The sequence below is a fragment of the Youngiibacter multivorans genome (assembly GCF_017873395.1).
GTDB classification, from domain to species: Bacteria; Bacillota; Clostridia; order Clostridiales; family Clostridiaceae; genus Youngiibacter; species Youngiibacter multivorans.
Genome location: NZ_JAGGKC010000002.1, coordinates 53,835 through 70,520, shown reverse-complemented (window position 1 = coordinate 70,520; position 16,686 = coordinate 53,835). Strand labels below are relative to the sequence as shown.

Below are 16,686 nucleotides of genomic sequence, written 5' to 3'. Positions count from 1 at the left end.
CAGGAGGATAAAATGGAAAAGAAAACTCGCAAGCTGAACATAGATATTTATCTTGGAGCGATACTGATACTCTTTTCAGCATATCTGTATTTTGAGTCAAGCAAGATCAAGGCTGAGTCCGCCAAGTTCCCGCAGATTGTCATAATGCTGCTTCTGGCGCTTTCGGTGATAGTCCTGGTACTTGGAATCAGAAAGACAAAAAAGCCTGAGCTTACGCTGAAGAGCGATACGCTTCTGAATCTGGAGGTCATCCAGACACCAGTCATGGTTTTTGTACTGATAGCGGCATATATTGCGGCGATGAACTTCGCTGGCTTCTTCATAGCAACGGCACTCTTCGTGCCAGTCATGATGGTTTACTACGGCAATAAGAACATCAAAGCGATAATCATCACAGACATTGCATTGAACCTTTTTGTATATCTGCTCTTCGTCAAGACGCTCAATGTAATGCTTCCATAATTCGGATCAAAGGAGAAAATCATGATTACAGAACAACTTATACAGAATTTGTTTTCGCTGCAATCCTTAATCGGACTCCTGGTTGGAGTCGTGGGAGGAATAGTCATTGGTGCACTGCCAGGACTTGGAGCGACCATGGGAATAGCACTGCTGATTCCGTTCACATTCGGAATGGAGCCGGCAGCCGCAATAATAATGCTTACCGCACTATATACCTCTGCTCTTTATGGAGGTTCAATAACAGCAATTCTTCTGCATACACCTGGAACGCCAGCGTCAGCTGCCACTGCTATGGATGGATACGCTCTTACCAAGCAGGGAAAGGGATTACAGGCAGTTGGAATATCAACTGTAGCTTCCATGATTGGAGGCACATTGAGTGGTGCAGCACTTCTATTCCTTGCTCCTCCTTTGGCGACTATCTCGCTGAAGTTCAACGCACCAGAGTATTTCCTGATAGCAATATTCGGCCTGACTATAATAGGGTCTCTTGCCGGAGACAACATGCTGAAGGGCATAATATCAGGTCTCATAGGAATGTGCATATCATTCATAGGCTATGATACCGTGTTTGGAGTTGCGAGGTACACCTACGGCGTGACTGCTCTCGAATCTGGAATACAGCTGGTACCTGCACTTATAGGATTATTTTCCATATCGCAGGTCATGATCCAGGCTGAAGGAATCCGTGCAATGAGGAAGGGTGAAAAGGTAGAGCCTATCCCGGACCTGAGCGGAAGCCCGATTCCGTCTCTTAAAGAACTTATTAAGGAAACTCCAAATATCATCAGGTCTTCGATAATCGGAATAATCGTAGGAATCATGCCGGGAGCTGGTGGAGACATCGGCGGATGGATGGGATATAACGAAGCGAAGAGATTCTCGAAGCATAAGGAACTTTTCGGGAATGGCTCGAGAGAGGGCATTTGGGCCTCGGAATCTGCGAACAACGCGGTTACTGGAGGAGCTCTCATACCTCTTCTGACCCTTGGAATACCTGGAAGCTCGGCTGCGGCAGTTATAATGGGTGCTCTCATGATCCACGGGCTTACGCCTGGATACTCACTCTTCAGCAAGCAGGGCGACATAACTTATGCGATAATCATAGGCTTCATGATTGCAAATATCCTGATGGGAATTGCCGGCCTTCTTATTGCTAAGTCAGTTGCAAGGGTATCAGGAATCTCGACTTCGATACTTGCACCGATAATAGTTGTACTATCAGTTGTCGGAGCATACGCGATCAACATGAGCTTCGTTGATGTGGTTGTAATGGCAATATTCGGTATACTTGGCTACTTCATGAGAAAGACCGGGTTCGCAACAGCTCCGATAACGCTTGCCCTCATACTGGGATCCATGGCTGAGAGAAATTTCCACAGGGCAATAGTTATGGCTAAGGACACAAGTGTACTCACCTACTATCTGACAAGACCGATATGCCTTGTACTGATAGCAATGATAGGAATTTCACTGTTTGCACCGATATTCATGAGCAAAATAAATACAAAAGTGCCATCGGTTGAGTCTACAGGTGCGGACAAGAACAGCGATGACTAGGGGGAGTATAAATGCGTGGAACCGTACTGCTGCCTGAGAAGGTAGCTAATGAAGGAATAGATCTGCTGAAGAAGCTTGACTATGAGGTCAAGTTCGGCAGAGGACTTGACAAGGAGACCCTGATTGAAGACCTCCAGGGCTGCACAGCCGTGATCATAAGGGTAGCAAAAATAGATGAAGAAATATTCGAAAGATGTCCTGACCTTAAGGTTGTCGCTAAGCACGGCGCTGGCTATGACAGCATAGACATAGCAGCTGCCAGGAAGCTTGGCAGAAGTGTAGTCTTCGCACCAACTGCAAATTCACTTTCGGTTGCTGAGCATACTATGGCACTGGTGCTTGCCTGCGCCAAGAAGCTGAATCTGATGAGCTGTGAGTATCGTAACGGAAACTACCAGATCAAGGATAAGGTACTTGGCAACGAGGTAAGCGGAAAGACACTTGGACTTATTGGTCTTGGAAGAATCGGCAACCTTGTTGCCAGGATGGCTCATTTCGGCTTCGGAATGAATGTGGTGGCATTTGACCCATACCTTCCGAAGAACAAGAAAATTGAAGGTGTGACAATAGTTGATAGCCGTGAGGAGCTTCTAAGGACCTCTGACTTCATAAGCATACACATACCTGTCACAAATGAGACTAAAAAATCCATAGGGGCAGCAGAGTTCAGGATGATGAAGAAGTCTGCATATCTTATCAATGTTGCCAGAGGGAATGTAGTTGACGAGGCGGCTCTGGTTGAAAGCCTGAAGAATGGCGATATTGCAGGTGCAGGTCTTGATGTCACGGATCCTGAGCCAGCAACAGCTGACAATCCGCTTTTTGGCCTGACTAATGTAATACTTACACCGCATTGCGCTGCAGCCTCAGAAGAAGCTATGGCGAGGATGGTCACTGATTCAGTACAGGGAATAGATGATGTCCTGAATGGCAGGACCCCTCAGTTTCCGGTAGTCTAGAAAACTAAAGTTTTAATGCCATGCCGGAATACCTGATCTCAAGGCCTATGGGAAAAGGTAAGACGGAATTGCAGATAGAGGAGAATAGTGTTATGAAAGACCTTATCATGATGGATTGTACTTTGAGGGATGGAGCTAATGTTGTTGGTAAAGGATTTTCTGCGGAACTAACTAAAATGATGATTGAGGGGCTGATAAAAAGCAACGTCAAGGTCATCGAATTCGGTAATGCGCTTGGTCTTGGTGCCTATGAGTCAAGAGGTGCAATAGCACCCCTCACTGACATTGAATACCTGGAACTTGTCCAGCCATATCTTGACCAGGCTGAACTGGGAATGTTCATTGGTGTAGCAAATGTCACTGAAGCAAATGTTGCACTTGCAGCGAAATACGGCTTGAAGTTCCTTAGAATCGGAGCTAATGCCAGTGACGGGGAAAGCGCAAGCGAGGCAGTAAAGCTGGTAAAGAAGTATGGACTTACATGCAGATACTCTGCCATGAAGGCATATGTGCTGAATGCGGATGATCTTGCTGAGGAAGCAAGGATGCTTGAGGAATGGGGACTTGATGAACTGACTATCATGGATTCAGCTGGAACCATGACTCCAGGTGAAGTCAGGGAATATGTAGAAAAGATGGTTGCAAAGGTCAAGATGCCTGTTGGCTTCCATGGCCACAACAACCTTGGATTCTCAGGAGCAAATGCGATTGCTGCAGCTGAAGCTGGTGCGACAGTAATAGACTGTGGCCTGATGGGAATGGCAAGGAGTGCTGGAAACTGTCCTACCGAGATGGCTGTAGCGCTTTTCCAGAGAATAGGGCAGATGGAATACATCGACCAGTATGCGCTGCTCGATTTCATCGACAAGGAGCTGTCCCCGGCTATGAAGGAATATGGCTACCATAATCCAGTCGAACCAATCGACCTTGTATTCGGAGATGCCGGTGCCCACTCCAGCTTCGAGAAGATATTCCGTGATGTAGCTGCTGAAAAGAATGTCCATCTCTACAAGCTCATCAGAGGAGTATCGAAATTGGAAAGAAAGACCGTAACCAAGGATATTGTTGTCAGGGTAGCGGATGAAATGCTGAAGGCCTGAAAAGGGTACAGTATACATTGTGAAATTGAAAGGAATTTGACTTGTATCGACTTTTTGGAGTAAGTCAAACAAAAACAGAACCAATCAAAAAGCCCTTCCACATGTTGATTTGTTTGTGCAATCAACATGTGGAAGGGCTTTTAAGTGCGCACTTAGAATTAACTAAAGTATTGGGCATAATTTGTATAGTATCTGATTACAGGAAATTTTGATTCTTAAAGTTGATTCGATGAAGGGAAGAATCGGGGAATTATATATATCTAAAAAAGGAACTTATAGTTTTCCTTGAAGGTTTTTCTGACGTTCATTATATGCATTACCATAAGTGCATCAGCAAGATCTGAATCCTTATTCTTAATTGCATCAAGGATTGCTGAGTGCTCTGAGTAGGACTGCGAGTCCCTGCCGGGGATTAGTATAGTCTTAGTATTGTACTTGCTCATTTGCGATTTTAAATTTTTTGTCAACTCTACTGCCAATTTGTTGGGACATGCACTATAGATTGCATTATGAAAGATTTGATTATTTTTCGAGTATTCTATCAGCTCATTGTTAGAGTAATGTACCTTCATTACTCTTAACGTCTCTTCCAAATTTTTTATGTCATCTGGTGTGAATCTGTTGACTGCTAGTCGTGTTATGAATCCTTCAAGGTTAGCTCTGAGCTCTAGGAATTCCAGCACCTCATCCATTGAATAAGACCTGACCTTTGCACCTTTATTAGGCTCGATGACAACTAGGTTCTCCCGTTCCAACATGAGAAGAACCTTTTTTATTGTGTTTCTACTAACTCCATAGACATTTGAAAGTTCCTGTTCGGGTAGATTTTCTGAAGGCTGATATGTTCCATTTGCTATCCCTTGCTTCATTGACTCATATATTTGCTCAGTTATCGACATTATTATCAACCTACTTTACACAAATTAAACATAATTGCTAAACAATAATGCTAATTATATCATTATTGAAGCGCGAAATCTATGATAGTTGTTGAGTTACATCAAATTGCCTCATAAATAGTCTAACTCCTAATTAAGCGAGCCTATCCTTGCGATTTGCTACATCCAAAATATTACTTTAAGGCGATCACAACCTGATGTGAACTTATTAGGGTTGCCCCAATTATCAGAATTTTACTTGCAGAATTGACTGACAGATGAGGTAATGATAACTTAAATGAACAATATATGAAATTGTTTTCAGAAAGTTATTGACTTTGGAATTCGATAATGCTATCTTAATTGTAATACAATCTGGTTGTACAAACTCGAAGTACATTGCAAGCGATAATGTTTTAGGAGGTTTATTTATGAATGATCTTATCAAAGGTGCATATGACCTTCATGTGCATTCAGGTCCGGATATGCTGCCAAGAAAGGTGGACGATCCGGAACTTGCAGACAGATTCATCAAGGCTGGGTTAAAGGGGTACCTGATCAAGTCTCATTACAATTGCACAGCAGAGCGTGCCAGAGTCATTACAATGTTCAGACCAGAATGTCAGGTATTTGGTTCAATAACATTGAACAATGCTGTCGGTGGAATTAATCCAATGGCAGTTGAAATGGCTGGAAGAGGTGGCGCAAAGAACGTATGGTTTCCAACTGTCGATGCAGAAAATGAACAGATTCACTTTGCATCACATCCATACAAGGCAATGCCTTACTGGGCAATAGTGCAGCAACAGATGAAGGAAGACGGTATCGACGTAAAGACAATCAATATTCTCAAGGATGGGAAACTAATCAAGGAAGCATATGAAGTTTGCGAAATTATCGCAAAGTACAACATGATACTGTCAACAAGTCATATCTCTAAGGAAGAGACTTTTGCGCTCGTCAAAGCTGCACATGAAGCGAAGGTTAAGAGAATCGTAATAACTCATGTCACATTCCCTGCAACATTCTATACGATAGAGGAACAAAAAGAACTCCTCAAGTATGGAGCAATGATGGAGCACTGCTATACAACTGTATCAACAGGTAAAGTTGACAAAGAAGTGATGATGGAGCAGATGAGGGCAATCGGACCTGAGAATATAATCCTCGGCACAGACCTTGGACAAAAAGCTAATGTTTACCCAGATGAAGGACTTTCAAATTTTGCAGATATGTTGCATGCTGAAGGTTTTTCTGACAAAGATATTATGACCATGATAGTAAAGAATTCAAATGCACTAGTTGAATAAATATTATATAATCGTGAGGTGTTGAATTGATAAAAAATAAAAGGATGCTTGTTTTCAGTGCACACGCAGGTGATTTTGTTTGGAGAGCCGGAGGAACAATAGCCAAGTATATCTCTGAGGGAGCGGAAGTAAGTCTTGTAGTCTTTAGCTTCGGGGTTAGAGGCGAATCGAATGATTTGTGGAAAGCTGAAGGTCAGACTACTGAAAATGTCAAGAAAATAAGAGAAAAAGAAGCTCTGGAGGCTGCGGACATCCTTGGTCTGAAGAATGTGGAATTCTGGGATTTCGAAGATTATCCGATTTATTTTGATCGGGAAAGGCTAGACAGGATAATTGTTAAAATCAGAGAGTTCCAACCAGACATCATATTGACTCACGACTCTAGGGATGCATTCAATCCTGACCATGATAATACAAACAAGGCAGTGTTCCAGGCGAGTGTAGCAGCAAATTCAGCAGGGGCTTTGTATGATGGATTGAAGAGTACGAAACAGATGAGATTATTCGGCTTCGAACCTCATCAGACTGAGATAAGCGGATATGTTCCAGGATCATTTGTAGACATTACTTCGACTTATAACCAGAAGGTAAGTGCAATGAAATGCTTCCAGGCTCAGCCACATCTCATTGAATACTATACTCAGAGAGCCTTTATGAGAGGGAATCACGCTCGGAGGATTTCTGGAGTAAATGCATACAAGTATGCTGAATCATTCTCCAATTTCTTCCCTGTAGTAGGAGAGGAGCTTTATTGATGAAAAGGTATGTAGTAAGGAATATCCCAAGACCTGATCAAAGTATAACCGAAGAATTTGCAAGACTGGGCACTGCAACTGTTTATGAGGCTCAAGGGAAAACCGGACTTATGAGTGACAGGTTGAAGCCGATAGACAGAAATTACTCGGTTTGCGGACCTGCTGTAACTGTTACCTGTCAGTCCGGAGATAACCTTATGGTCCATGCAGCTGTGGAAGTCTGCAAACCTGGAGACATTGTTGTAATAACAACAATTGGCGAATCAAACAAGCATGGGATGATTGGAGACCTTATAACCAGTTCCTTTATCAAGAAGGGTGTAAGGGCGATAATTGTAGATGCTGGAGTTAGAGATACCCGAACACTTAGGGAACTCGGTATTCCTGTGTGGTCTTCATCTGTAATTTGCACTGGAACAAACAAGCATCAGAGCGGCTGGGTAAATGCTCCTGCAGTTTGCGGAAATACGGTTGTTGATCCTGGTGACCTCATTGTTGCTGATGATGACGGGATTGTGGTTGTAAAGAAAGCCGATATTGAATCTTCACTGAAAAAGTCTAAGGCAAGAGAAGAAAAAGAAGCTAAAACAAGAGAAAAGATTGAAGCTGGAGAACTTGGTATAGATTTCTATGGTTTCAGGAAAGTAATCGAGGATTTAGGCGTAGTGTATTACGATGAGCTTAACGAAGTTGAATAATTTATCTGGAGGGATAACAGTGAAAAAATCAGCAATATTTATGTTAGTCATAGCCATGGGACTTACCGTAGCAGCATGTTCACAGAAACCAACGACGGAAAGCAAACCAGCGTTGGATTATCCGAAGAGAGCAATAGAGATAGTCGTTCCATTCGGTCCTGGGGGTTCTGCAGATATAATGACACGCCAGGTTGCAAATCTGATGGGGAATTTTGTAGACAAGCCTGTAAACGTTGTTAACAAAGCCGGTGGAGGTGGAGTTGACGGAATGGTATATGTAGCACAGGCCCCTGCAGATGGATATACGATACTTCAGATTACTCCTTCACATGCGATTGCCGAAGCGTTAAGTCGGCCGAATGCCAGTCTGAGTGGTGATTTTGAACCAATAGCTAACTTCCAGAAAGATATACAGGTTTTTGGAGTGGCAAAGGATAGTCCGTTCAATACTTTGGAAGATCTCATTGCATATGCCAAGGCAAATCCAGGCAAGTTGAAAATTGGTGGAACATCACCTGGAGGACTTGATGACTATATGGCAAACGGATTTGCAGAAGCTGCCGGAATCGAACTGACATACGTTCCTTACAATTCTGCTTCTGAAACAAAAGCAGCAGCTCTCGGTGGCGAGATTGACATATACCAGGATAAGGTTATCTCCTTCTTGACCATGGTACAGGGCGGTGAAATCAAACCTATCGTTGTACTTCATGATGTAAGGCTTGATATGATACCTGAGCTTAAGGATACACCATGTACTGTTGAAAAGAAGATAGATTTCACACAGGGATCATGGAGAGGATTTGCTGTAAAGAAGGGTACGCCTCAGGAAGTTAAGGACTACCTTACTGAAGTTATCCAAAAAGTGTATAATTCAACCGAATATGTTGATGCCTCAAAGAAGGATATGTCTAATATTATCCCAGGATACGTTGGACAGAAAGAATACGGTGATATGTGGGTTAAAGAGATAGCAAAGTTCAAGGCTATACTCGCAAAATAAGGACATCATGAATGATTAAAGTGTTCCGTAACAGGAACACTTTAATTAAAAAGGAGAAGAAAATGGAGTACCTATTCAATATATTCCTGGCATTGTTCCTGATAGTGTTCTTTGTGGTATCTCTTGGATTTGGAGGCATGACCATTTCTACAGATAAGATAGGACCTCAAGGTTTCCCGCAAATGGTGATTTTGATCAGTGCTATTTTCCTTATAGCTATAACAGTAAGAATGGTAATGAACAAGGAAAAGGCTGAAAAGATAAATCTTAACGACAAAGGCTTTAGAATAATGCTCATAAATATTGCGATATTTGCATCATACATTTTTGGAATGAATTATATTGGTTTTGTGCTGTCCACATTGATATTTTCTATGGTTGCAATCTTCGCAATGGGATATAAAAGTGGTGGCAAGGCTTTAATCTTCACATTGATACTTACAGTAGGAATTACCTTAATTTTCGGAAGACTTTTCTTCGTATCTCTCCCGAGAGGAATTGGGATATTCAGAGAGTTAAGCTATTTCTTGTATTAGGAGGAGGGAATCATGACAGCATTTTTAGAATCGCTAACAATCGTATTCAGTCCAGTTTCAATGATATTCATGATAATTGCTACAGCATTTGGAATCATATGCGGTGCTTTACCAGGTCTTGGACCCTCCATGGCGATAATACTCCTTCTTCCATTTACTTATGGAATGGATCCAATTGTTGGTATTATAGTACTCGTTGCAGTAAATGTAGGTGCACAGGCAGGTGGAAGTATTTCGGCCATACTCCTAAGAGTTCCAGGAACATCAAGTGCCATAGCAACAACCTTTGATGGTTATCCGATGGCATTAAAAGGAAAGGCAGGAAGGGCATTAGGACTTGCAATGACTGCATCAGCATTCGGGAGTATATTCTCTGCTATAGCAATGCTGGTCTCTGCGCCACTTTTAGCAAGATTCGCACTTAAATTCCAGAGTGCAGAATATTTCGCGTTAGCTTTACTGGGGCTTAGCTGCATATCAAGCCTGGGTTCAAAGAACCAGCTTAAAGCACTGCTTTCAGCATGTCTGGGACTTCTTCTTTCAACAATAGGATTAGATGCAATAAATGGAATCGAGAGATTTACTTTCGGCCAATCTTTCCTCTTCAGCGGAGTAGACTATATCCCGTTAATGATAGGAGCTTATGCGGTTGCAGAAGTGTATAAGAACATTTCAGATAAGTGTGGCGATAAGGTACAGGAAGCAAAAGTTGATAAGGATGCGGGCTTTGAATTTATCAAAATCAAAGATGTAATGTCCAAATGGTGGCTATATGTCAAATCTTCAATAATCGGAACTATTGTCGGTATAATTCCTGCGGCTGGCGGATCGATTGCAGCATTCATCGCCTACAGTGAAGCTGTTAGGTCAAGCAAGACTCCGGAACTATTCGGGACAGGAATTGATGATGGTATTATAGCCCCTGAAGCTTCCAACAACGGAGCGGTAGGAGGATCAATGGTTCCGACACTTACGCTTGGAATTCCAGGCAGTCCAACAGCCGCAATAATCATGGCTGCATTTATGCTGCATGGATTAACTCCTGGACCACTTCTGTTTAAACAACAGCCCACAATGCTAAACAGCATATTTTTGGGGATAATAGTATCGTCATTGTTACTGCTTGTCCTTGGTAAATATATTTCGAAGGAATTCGCTAAGATTTTGAACCTGCCATATCCATTACTGGCTGTTCTGATATTGGTGCTGGGAGTTGTCGGAGCATATTCTTTGAGGAATAACTTCGTTGATGTATTTGTAGTATTTGCCTTTAGTTTTGTCGGGTATCTGTTCAATAAATTTAATTATTCAACATCTGCTTTCGTCCTTGGTCTTATATTAGGTAAAATCGCAGAGAATGCAATGAGAAAACAGCTCATAGTAAGTGATGGTAACTGGTTAAGTTTTTTAACTAGACCAATCTCACTTATTGTAATTATAGTTTCTCTGATTGCTTTCTTCACCCCGATGTTCAATAAGCAGAAAATGAAAAAGATCAATCCGGAATAACTGTGAGGGGGAAGACATATTGAAAAATCTGGTAACATTCATAGGGTTTGGTGAAGCATCTTATCATATCGCCAAAGGTCTCAAGTCAGAAGGTTTGAATGAAATAATTGCATATGATGCTTTCAGTGACCATCCTGAAAAGGGAATCATAATCAATAGAAGAGCTGGAGAAATAGGAATTGAGCTGGTTCCTGAGTTGGAAACAGCAATCAGGTCGTCAAAGTTCATAGTATCAGCTACAAGTGCTAAAATTGCCCTTTCAATTGCTGAATCTGTATTCAAGTATATGGAAGAAGGCCAAGTATTTGTTGACGTCAATGCTGCTTCACCTATGACCATGAAAGCAATATCAGAACTTAAGAGAAAAGAAGGTGTCATGTTCTGTGATGCAGCAGTAATGGGAGTAGTACCTTCTGAAGGACATCGAGTACCAATGCTTCTTTCAGGGGATGGCGCAGAATCCTTCAAATCAGAACTTTCGCGATATGGCATGCAGCTGGCTGACTTGAAAACTGCTGCTGGTGGATCTTCAGCAATAAAGATGTTCAGAAGTGTTTTCATGAAGGGGTTGACCCAGTTGTTGATAGAGTCACTGACTGCATCAGCAAAATTTGGTGTTTTGGATACGATAGTTGAATCGCTGACTGAGAGTATTCATAATAAGACAATAGAGGACCTTTCAAATCAGCTGATTCCAAGAACAGTAGTTCATGCAGAAAGAAGGGTTTCTGAGATGAAAGAAGTTATTTCTACATTAGATGAAATGGGCCTGGACTACTCGATGTCCAGAAGCACCAAAGAGAAGCTCGAGAAAATAGCGTCTTCAGAGAAATCTAAGTCCCTGGGTGGGGTACCTCCTAAAGATTACAAGGAAGCTATAGAAGTACTTATTGATATTCTTTAATAATATATTGTTATTTATATCGATATAGTATAATAAATTAATAGAACATTGGTGGAAGGCAGGTCATTCAGATGGCAGCTCAAGGGGAAAGAGTATATGAGATAATCAGACAGAGGATAATTGATCAGGTGTATGTGCCATCACAGACACTCGTTGAATCAACACTTGCAGAAGAACTGGGAGTAAGTAGAAATACAGTGAAGAAAGCTCTGATGCAGCTCGTCAACGAAAAACTTGTAGATATAAAAGCCAATAAAAGCGCTATAGTTAAGTCTTTGAGTATTGATGAGGCAGTTCACTTGCTGGAAATTAGAGAAAGGCTTGAAGGGCTGATAGCTTATTGTGCAGCTCAGGTTATTACAGACAAGGAGATTGATATAATAAGGGCTAGTCTAGCTGAAATGAAAGAGTACATCAAAGATAGTAAATTTAAAGAATACTCGGCAACCAATGATTTGATCCATCATGTTATATATGAGGCCTGTCCAAATAAAGAGGCAGTTGAGATGATAGAATCTATAAGGCTGCAGTTGAGACGATACAATAAACGAACTATACTGATTTCAGGCAGAAGCATAGATTCCTATAACGAGCATGAAGTCATTTTTAAGGCTTTAGAAGCGAGAAATCCTGAAATGGCTGAGATAGCAATGAGGAAGCATGTATCTAATGTAAGAAATGTCTTGAAAGAAAACTATAGTGTCCTGTTCTAATCGAGCTGAAGAGGAACAATTGAAAGTTTAAAAGCCCGGAAGTTATTCCGGGCTTTGTCATAGGCCTTTTGGGCCATCATCTGTTATTTCAGCGCTTCAAGGATAGCTTCCTTGTTAAGGCCGTAAATCTTCTGCACTATCTTGCCTTCCTTTGTGACTACAGCTGCTGGAACGCTTTCAAGTTCAAGCTTCAGAGCCAGTCCGTTGGACTTATAGGTGTCGATCCTTGATACTGCAAGAGATCCTTCTGCTGACTTTTCGATCGCTTCAATGTCTGCAAGGAAATTTCTGGCGTCACAGTCTATCGCATTGTAGACGTATATGAGGCCTGGCTTTTCCTTCTGCATTACCTGGTTGTCGAAAATGTTCTTCTCAGCGATGTATCTTTCAGCAACAGTTCCTGCAACGGCTCCGTCGCCGACTGCCGTAGCTATCTGCTTCAGGTACTTGTCTGTTATGTCGCCTACTGCGAGTACTCCTTCAATTCCAGTCTCCATCTTGTTGTTGACAGTTATGTACTTCTGCCTTGTAAGAGGAAGCTGGTTCTCGAAGAGCTCTGAGTTAGGAAGGTATCCTATGAACTCGAAGCAGTTATCGCAGTCTACAGGGATCAGCTCGCCTGTCTTTACGTTTCTCATTATTACTGTCTTAAGGTGTCCGTCGCCTTCGAAGCCGTCTACTACTGTATTCCAGACGAATGCCATCTTAGGGTTAGCAAGGGCAGCTGCCTTTGCTATCTCGTTGCAGTCCATCTTTCCTTCTTCATGCATTACAGATACAGTAACCTTTGAAGCGAACTTTGTAAGGAACATTCCTTCCTCTATGGCTGCATCTCCTGATCCTATTACCACAACATGCTTGCCTGTGTTTGAAGCAGCGTCGCAGGTTGCGCAGAAGCTTATGCCCTTGTCAAAGAGGTAGTTCTCCTCGTTCTTTCCGCCTGTGGTCCTTGGTCTTCCGCCTGTAGCGATGATGATTACCTTAGCAAGGAACTTGTTTCTGAAGGTCTCAACTACCTTTTCCTCACCCTTGAGGTCAACGCTTGTTACAGCAGTGAGCTTGAAGGTTACTCCCAGGTTCTTTGCCTGATTCTTCATAAGGTCTGTGATTGTCTCACCCTTAGGATTGTCAGGAAATCCAGGATAGTTTGCTATCTCATTTGTATATGTTGCAAGTCCTCCGACTAATGCCTTCTCGAGGAGAAGTGTCTTGAGCCTTGCTCTTCCTGCGTATATCGCAGCTGAAAGTCCTGCAGGACCTCCGCCTATGATGATTACGTCATAATTTTCTACAGCCTTTTCTCTTCCCATATCGTGTTGCCTCACCTTCCCAAATTACATGAAGTACTTGACCAGCAGCTTGCTTCCTACAATTGCTCCACCGAACATTCCTATTGCGAATACCCAGCCTGACAGCGACAGGGAAGCGATTCCTCCATAGAGGGCTCCGATGTTGCAGCCAAATGCCATCCTTGCGCCGTAGCCCATGAGGACTCCGCCGACGACCGCAGCGATTACCTGCCTGTAGGATTTTATCTTCTTGAACTTGAATCCTGATGCGAGAAGTGTCGCAGCAAGTGCTCCGGTTATTATTCCGAAGTTCCTCCAGGAATCGGGGTGGTTCATTATTCCGCCATTCAGCGTGTTCTGCATTCCTTCTGATGCGAAGTAGTACCATTTGTCAACGCTTCCGCCTACTGCCTCATATATCCATGCTCCCCATACTGCAAAGGCTCCTGAAACTCCCCAGGGGTTCTTTGTAGCTGCAAGGGACACTATCTGGAACAGAGACAGAAGAACTGCGGCTGTGACGTAGGTGAAGGGCTCCTTGAGCCACTTGATGTAGTACTCGTTCGACTTCATCTGGTCAAAGAATTTCTTCTTTTCTTTTTCCTTTTCCAATTCCACACCTCCGCCTGGTGCTATTTATTCTTCTCGATTATTACTTCCCATTCGCCGTCGTCAACTTCCTCGACTTCGACATTGTATCCTTCTTTCCTTGCCCACTCCGGTACATTCTTCATTGCGCAGCTGTGGTCGATCTGCACTATGAGTACATCACCAATTTCGAGCTCCTTGAGCTTGTTCTGTGTCTTTACGAGTGGAACCGGGCACGCTTCTCCAAAGCAATCAAGCATAACTTCTTTCATTTTAATTTCCTCCATTTAATTCAAATTATTTTGTTTTGTTTTTAACACATTTTCTGTAAATTTAAGACAATTTGGTACTTTAAGTGATTTTTTAGTGGCTTGCCTTTTTCTTTTCCCACTTGTCTGCTGCTATATATAGAAGCAGAAGGACTAGTAACTGTACCACTACCGCTCCGACCCATCCGAATACATCGGGAAGGAATACTGTCGGTCCGTTGGATATGAACTTCTCTTTCCAGAAGCCAAAGTCGTGTGCTCCCCAAAGGGATCCGACTATGAAAAACAGGAAAGCGATAGAGTTCATGGCGAAGCCTTCTCCAACCCTCATGAGGGTTCCTGATGCGCATCCGCCTGCTATTACCATGCCGACTCCGAATATGAATGCGCCAATCACTGTCGCGGCGCTTATCGGAACAACATAGCTCTGGCCTGGGATTGGAAGCCCTGCTGCATGATAGCCGTACTTGATTGCCGTGAATCCGATGGTGGTCACTGCAAAGGCTATGATGACAGCTCTTGTTATGGATGTTGATCCTGTAAGGTAAGGGTCTCTCATTGATGCCGTGAAACAGAACCTTCCTTTTTGCAGTATGAATCCGAAGATATTACCTATCATCCAGAAGAAGGACACTGTCGGGTTCTGCGTATAGAGCAGAAGTCCAACGACAACTATCAGGGCTACTGTAAGAAATCCGTACGGTATCTGATTCTTCTTCGGCTTTTTTGGTGCTGAAGAGCGTCTTGATGATGCGCCGGTTCTTTCAGCCATTTGTTCACTCTCCTTCAAAATAAGTTTGCTATACTCTTAACAATCTCACAACCACATGTTACCATATTATCAATGTTAACGTATAACTTGTTTGACGAATCAGTATAAGAAAAACAGATGGCAAAAAAATAATCATGCTATATAATAGAGGTTGAGGTGACTTGAAATGAATCTTACATCCCTTGAATTCTTCCGTGAGGTCATAGAGACAAAAAGTATATCGAAGGTGGCTGGAAGCAAGCATATCTCCCAGTCAGCGCTCAGCCAGACCATCCAGAAGCTGGAGGACGAGCTGGGCTACAAGCTTCTCGAAAGGAGCAACAAGGGTGTCGAGCCTACTGAGGCAGGAAAGATCCTTTTCAAGCACTCCGGAACCATGCTCAGGATTCATGACAAGATGAGGGAAGAGCTTGACATGATTGACGCTAATGAAGAGAACATTAGGATAAACGGATATCTGTCTCTGGTGGACTACTCGCTTCCATGCGTTCTTTACAGGGTGAAGAAGAAGTATCCGAGCTACAGCTTTGAAATGTCAGCAAAGAACACATCCGATTCGCTTAACGACCTTCACAACGACCTTACTGACCTGTGCTTCATAACTGAAGAGCCGGTAGATTCGGAGCTTGACTTCGCAAAGATAGGAAGCGAGAAGATAGTGCTGGTTGCCAACGTCGAATCAAATATTCCTGATGTCATAGACGTCAGCTACCTTGAAAAATGCGAGCTCATACTCCTTGACGACGATACTCTTACGATATCAAGGTCACTTAAGAAGCGGATAGAGCCGAAGGCCATGACCATGGACAAGATAAACATCATGTTCAAGGTGGATTCGGTGCCTGCAGCGAAGTCATCGGTCAACAACAACCTTGGGGTCTGCTTCCTTCCATACATGTCTGTGAAGAAGGAGCTTTATGAGAAGAAATACAAGCTCATAGAGGTAAGGGACTTTGAGATGGATTTCCCCATATACCTGGTTACCAGAAAGAAGTGCGACAGGACAGGAGCGATTTCTGAAGTATACAAGTACTTCAGGGAAAACGGAGAGAAGCATTTCTGCTAATATAAAAGGAGCCACTTTGGCTCCTGAAATACCATATCTGATCACTTTTTGGATACTGTAACTTCCCATACACCGTTCATGACTTCATCGATGTTCCAGTCAAGGTCTTCCTTCTTAAGGACTTCACGCATGTGCTCTATTGCGCAGCTGTGGTCCACTACCATCATGAAGGATTCGCCGCAAGCAATGCTGGATATCCTTTGCTGAAGCTTGATTACCGGTACAGGGCAGATGTCTCCGAAGCAGTCGATCTTGTCCAAATTTTTTCAGTCCTTCCATGCGTAATGCGCACAATTGAAGTATAGCATCCAAAGA

Annotated in this window: 19 protein-coding genes; 13 read left to right on the top strand and 6 right to left on the bottom strand. The window is 42.9% G+C overall.

The features are described from left to right. Positions 1–12 precede the first annotated feature (12 nt). The 4 genes from J2Z34_RS01905 to J2Z34_RS01890 all read left to right on the top strand — a co-directional run bounded on the left by J2Z34_RS01905 (position 13) and on the right by J2Z34_RS01890 (position 4,081). Positions 13–462, top strand: coding sequence for a tripartite tricarboxylate transporter TctB family protein (locus J2Z34_RS01905; protein ID WP_209458160.1), 450 nt, complete (start codon positions 13–15; stop codon positions 460–462). A 21-nt stretch (positions 463–483) separates the two neighbouring features. Then, positions 484–2,022: a tripartite tricarboxylate transporter permease gene (locus tag J2Z34_RS01900; protein ID WP_209458159.1), complete on the top strand. Its 1,539-nt coding sequence runs from the start codon at positions 484–486 to the stop codon at positions 2,020–2,022. Between the two features lie 11 nt (positions 2,023–2,033). Next, positions 2,034–2,981, top strand: a complete 948-nt coding sequence (locus J2Z34_RS01895; protein WP_209458158.1) for a hydroxyacid dehydrogenase — start codon at positions 2,034–2,036, stop codon at positions 2,979–2,981. Between the two features lie 92 nt (positions 2,982–3,073). Continuing rightward, positions 3,074–4,081, top strand: coding sequence for a beta/alpha barrel domain-containing protein (locus tag J2Z34_RS01890; protein ID WP_209458157.1), 1,008 nt, complete (start codon positions 3,074–3,076; stop codon positions 4,079–4,081). A gap of 260 nt (positions 4,082–4,341) precedes the next feature. On the opposite strand, the gene J2Z34_RS01885 is transcribed toward J2Z34_RS01890, so the two are convergent. Next, positions 4,342–4,980 carry a GntR family transcriptional regulator gene (locus J2Z34_RS01885; protein ID WP_209458156.1) on the bottom strand — a complete coding sequence of 213 codons (639 nt, stop codon included), beginning with the start codon at positions 4,978–4,980 and terminating at the stop codon, positions 4,342–4,344. 410 nt (positions 4,981–5,390) lie between these two features. Between J2Z34_RS01885 and J2Z34_RS01880 the strand changes: the two genes are divergently transcribed. From J2Z34_RS01880 to J2Z34_RS01845, 8 genes are all read left to right on the top strand, one after another. Continuing rightward, positions 5,391–6,269, top strand: coding sequence for a DUF6282 family protein (locus J2Z34_RS01880; protein WP_209458155.1), 879 nt, complete (start codon positions 5,391–5,393; stop codon positions 6,267–6,269). 26 nt (positions 6,270–6,295) lie between these two features. Next, complete coding sequence (locus tag J2Z34_RS01875; protein WP_209458154.1) at positions 6,296–7,024, top strand: PIG-L deacetylase family protein; 729 nt, start codon at positions 6,296–6,298, stop codon at positions 7,022–7,024. Continuing rightward, positions 7,024–7,722: a 4-carboxy-4-hydroxy-2-oxoadipate aldolase/oxaloacetate decarboxylase gene (locus J2Z34_RS01870; protein ID WP_209458153.1), complete on the top strand. Its 699-nt coding sequence runs from the start codon at positions 7,024–7,026 to the stop codon at positions 7,720–7,722. The genes J2Z34_RS01875 and J2Z34_RS01870 overlap by 1 nt, the downstream gene beginning before the upstream one ends. Positions 7,723–7,741: 19 nt before the next feature. Beyond that, positions 7,742–8,725 (top strand): Bug family tripartite tricarboxylate transporter substrate binding protein, encoded by a 984-nt coding sequence (locus tag J2Z34_RS01865; protein WP_209458152.1) that lies wholly within the window; start codon positions 7,742–7,744, stop codon positions 8,723–8,725. A gap of 62 nt (positions 8,726–8,787) precedes the next feature. Next, on the top strand, positions 8,788–9,261 hold the full coding sequence (locus tag J2Z34_RS01860; protein WP_209458151.1) for a tripartite tricarboxylate transporter TctB family protein: 474 nt from the start codon (positions 8,788–8,790) through the stop codon (positions 9,259–9,261). Positions 9,262–9,273: 12 nt separating this feature from the next. Further along, positions 9,274–10,770: a tripartite tricarboxylate transporter permease gene (locus J2Z34_RS01855; RefSeq protein WP_209458150.1), complete on the top strand. Its 1,497-nt coding sequence runs from the start codon at positions 9,274–9,276 to the stop codon at positions 10,768–10,770. A gap of 19 nt (positions 10,771–10,789) precedes the next feature. After that, complete coding sequence (locus tag J2Z34_RS01850) at positions 10,790–11,674, top strand: DUF1932 domain-containing protein (protein WP_209458149.1); 885 nt, start codon at positions 10,790–10,792, stop codon at positions 11,672–11,674. Between the two features lie 71 nt (positions 11,675–11,745). Then, positions 11,746–12,387 carry a GntR family transcriptional regulator gene (locus J2Z34_RS01845; RefSeq protein ID WP_209458148.1) on the top strand — a complete coding sequence of 214 codons (642 nt, stop codon included), beginning with the start codon at positions 11,746–11,748 and terminating at the stop codon, positions 12,385–12,387. A gap of 83 nt (positions 12,388–12,470) precedes the next feature. On the opposite strand, the gene J2Z34_RS01840 is transcribed toward J2Z34_RS01845, so the two are convergent. The 4 genes from J2Z34_RS01840 to J2Z34_RS01825 form a co-directional block, all read right to left on the bottom strand. After that, a complete protein-coding gene (locus J2Z34_RS01840) occupies positions 12,471–13,697 on the bottom strand; it encodes an FAD-dependent oxidoreductase (RefSeq protein ID WP_209458147.1) in 1,227 nt (408 codons plus the stop codon). Between the two features lie 24 nt (positions 13,698–13,721). Continuing rightward, positions 13,722–14,288: a YeeE/YedE thiosulfate transporter family protein gene (locus tag J2Z34_RS01835; RefSeq protein WP_245250464.1), complete on the bottom strand. Its 567-nt coding sequence runs from the start codon at positions 14,286–14,288 to the stop codon at positions 13,722–13,724. 20 nt (positions 14,289–14,308) lie between these two features. Next, entirely contained in the window at positions 14,309–14,536 is a 228-nt protein-coding gene (locus J2Z34_RS01830; protein WP_023384790.1) for a sulfurtransferase TusA family protein, read from the bottom strand. 91 nt (positions 14,537–14,627) lie between these two features. Beyond that, positions 14,628–15,305: a YeeE/YedE thiosulfate transporter family protein gene (locus J2Z34_RS01825; protein ID WP_209458146.1), complete on the bottom strand. Its 678-nt coding sequence runs from the start codon at positions 15,303–15,305 to the stop codon at positions 14,628–14,630. Positions 15,306–15,471: 166 nt separating this feature from the next. On the opposite strand from J2Z34_RS01825, the gene J2Z34_RS01820 reads away from it, so the two are divergent. Further along, positions 15,472–16,371, top strand: coding sequence for a LysR family transcriptional regulator (locus J2Z34_RS01820; RefSeq protein WP_209458145.1), 900 nt, complete (start codon positions 15,472–15,474; stop codon positions 16,369–16,371). Between the two features lie 41 nt (positions 16,372–16,412). Here J2Z34_RS01820 and J2Z34_RS01815 read toward each other — a convergent pair whose 3' ends face one another. Beyond that, positions 16,413–16,631, bottom strand: coding sequence for a sulfurtransferase TusA family protein (locus tag J2Z34_RS01815; RefSeq protein ID WP_209458144.1), 219 nt, complete (start codon positions 16,629–16,631; stop codon positions 16,413–16,415). Positions 16,632–16,686 lie beyond the last annotated feature (55 nt).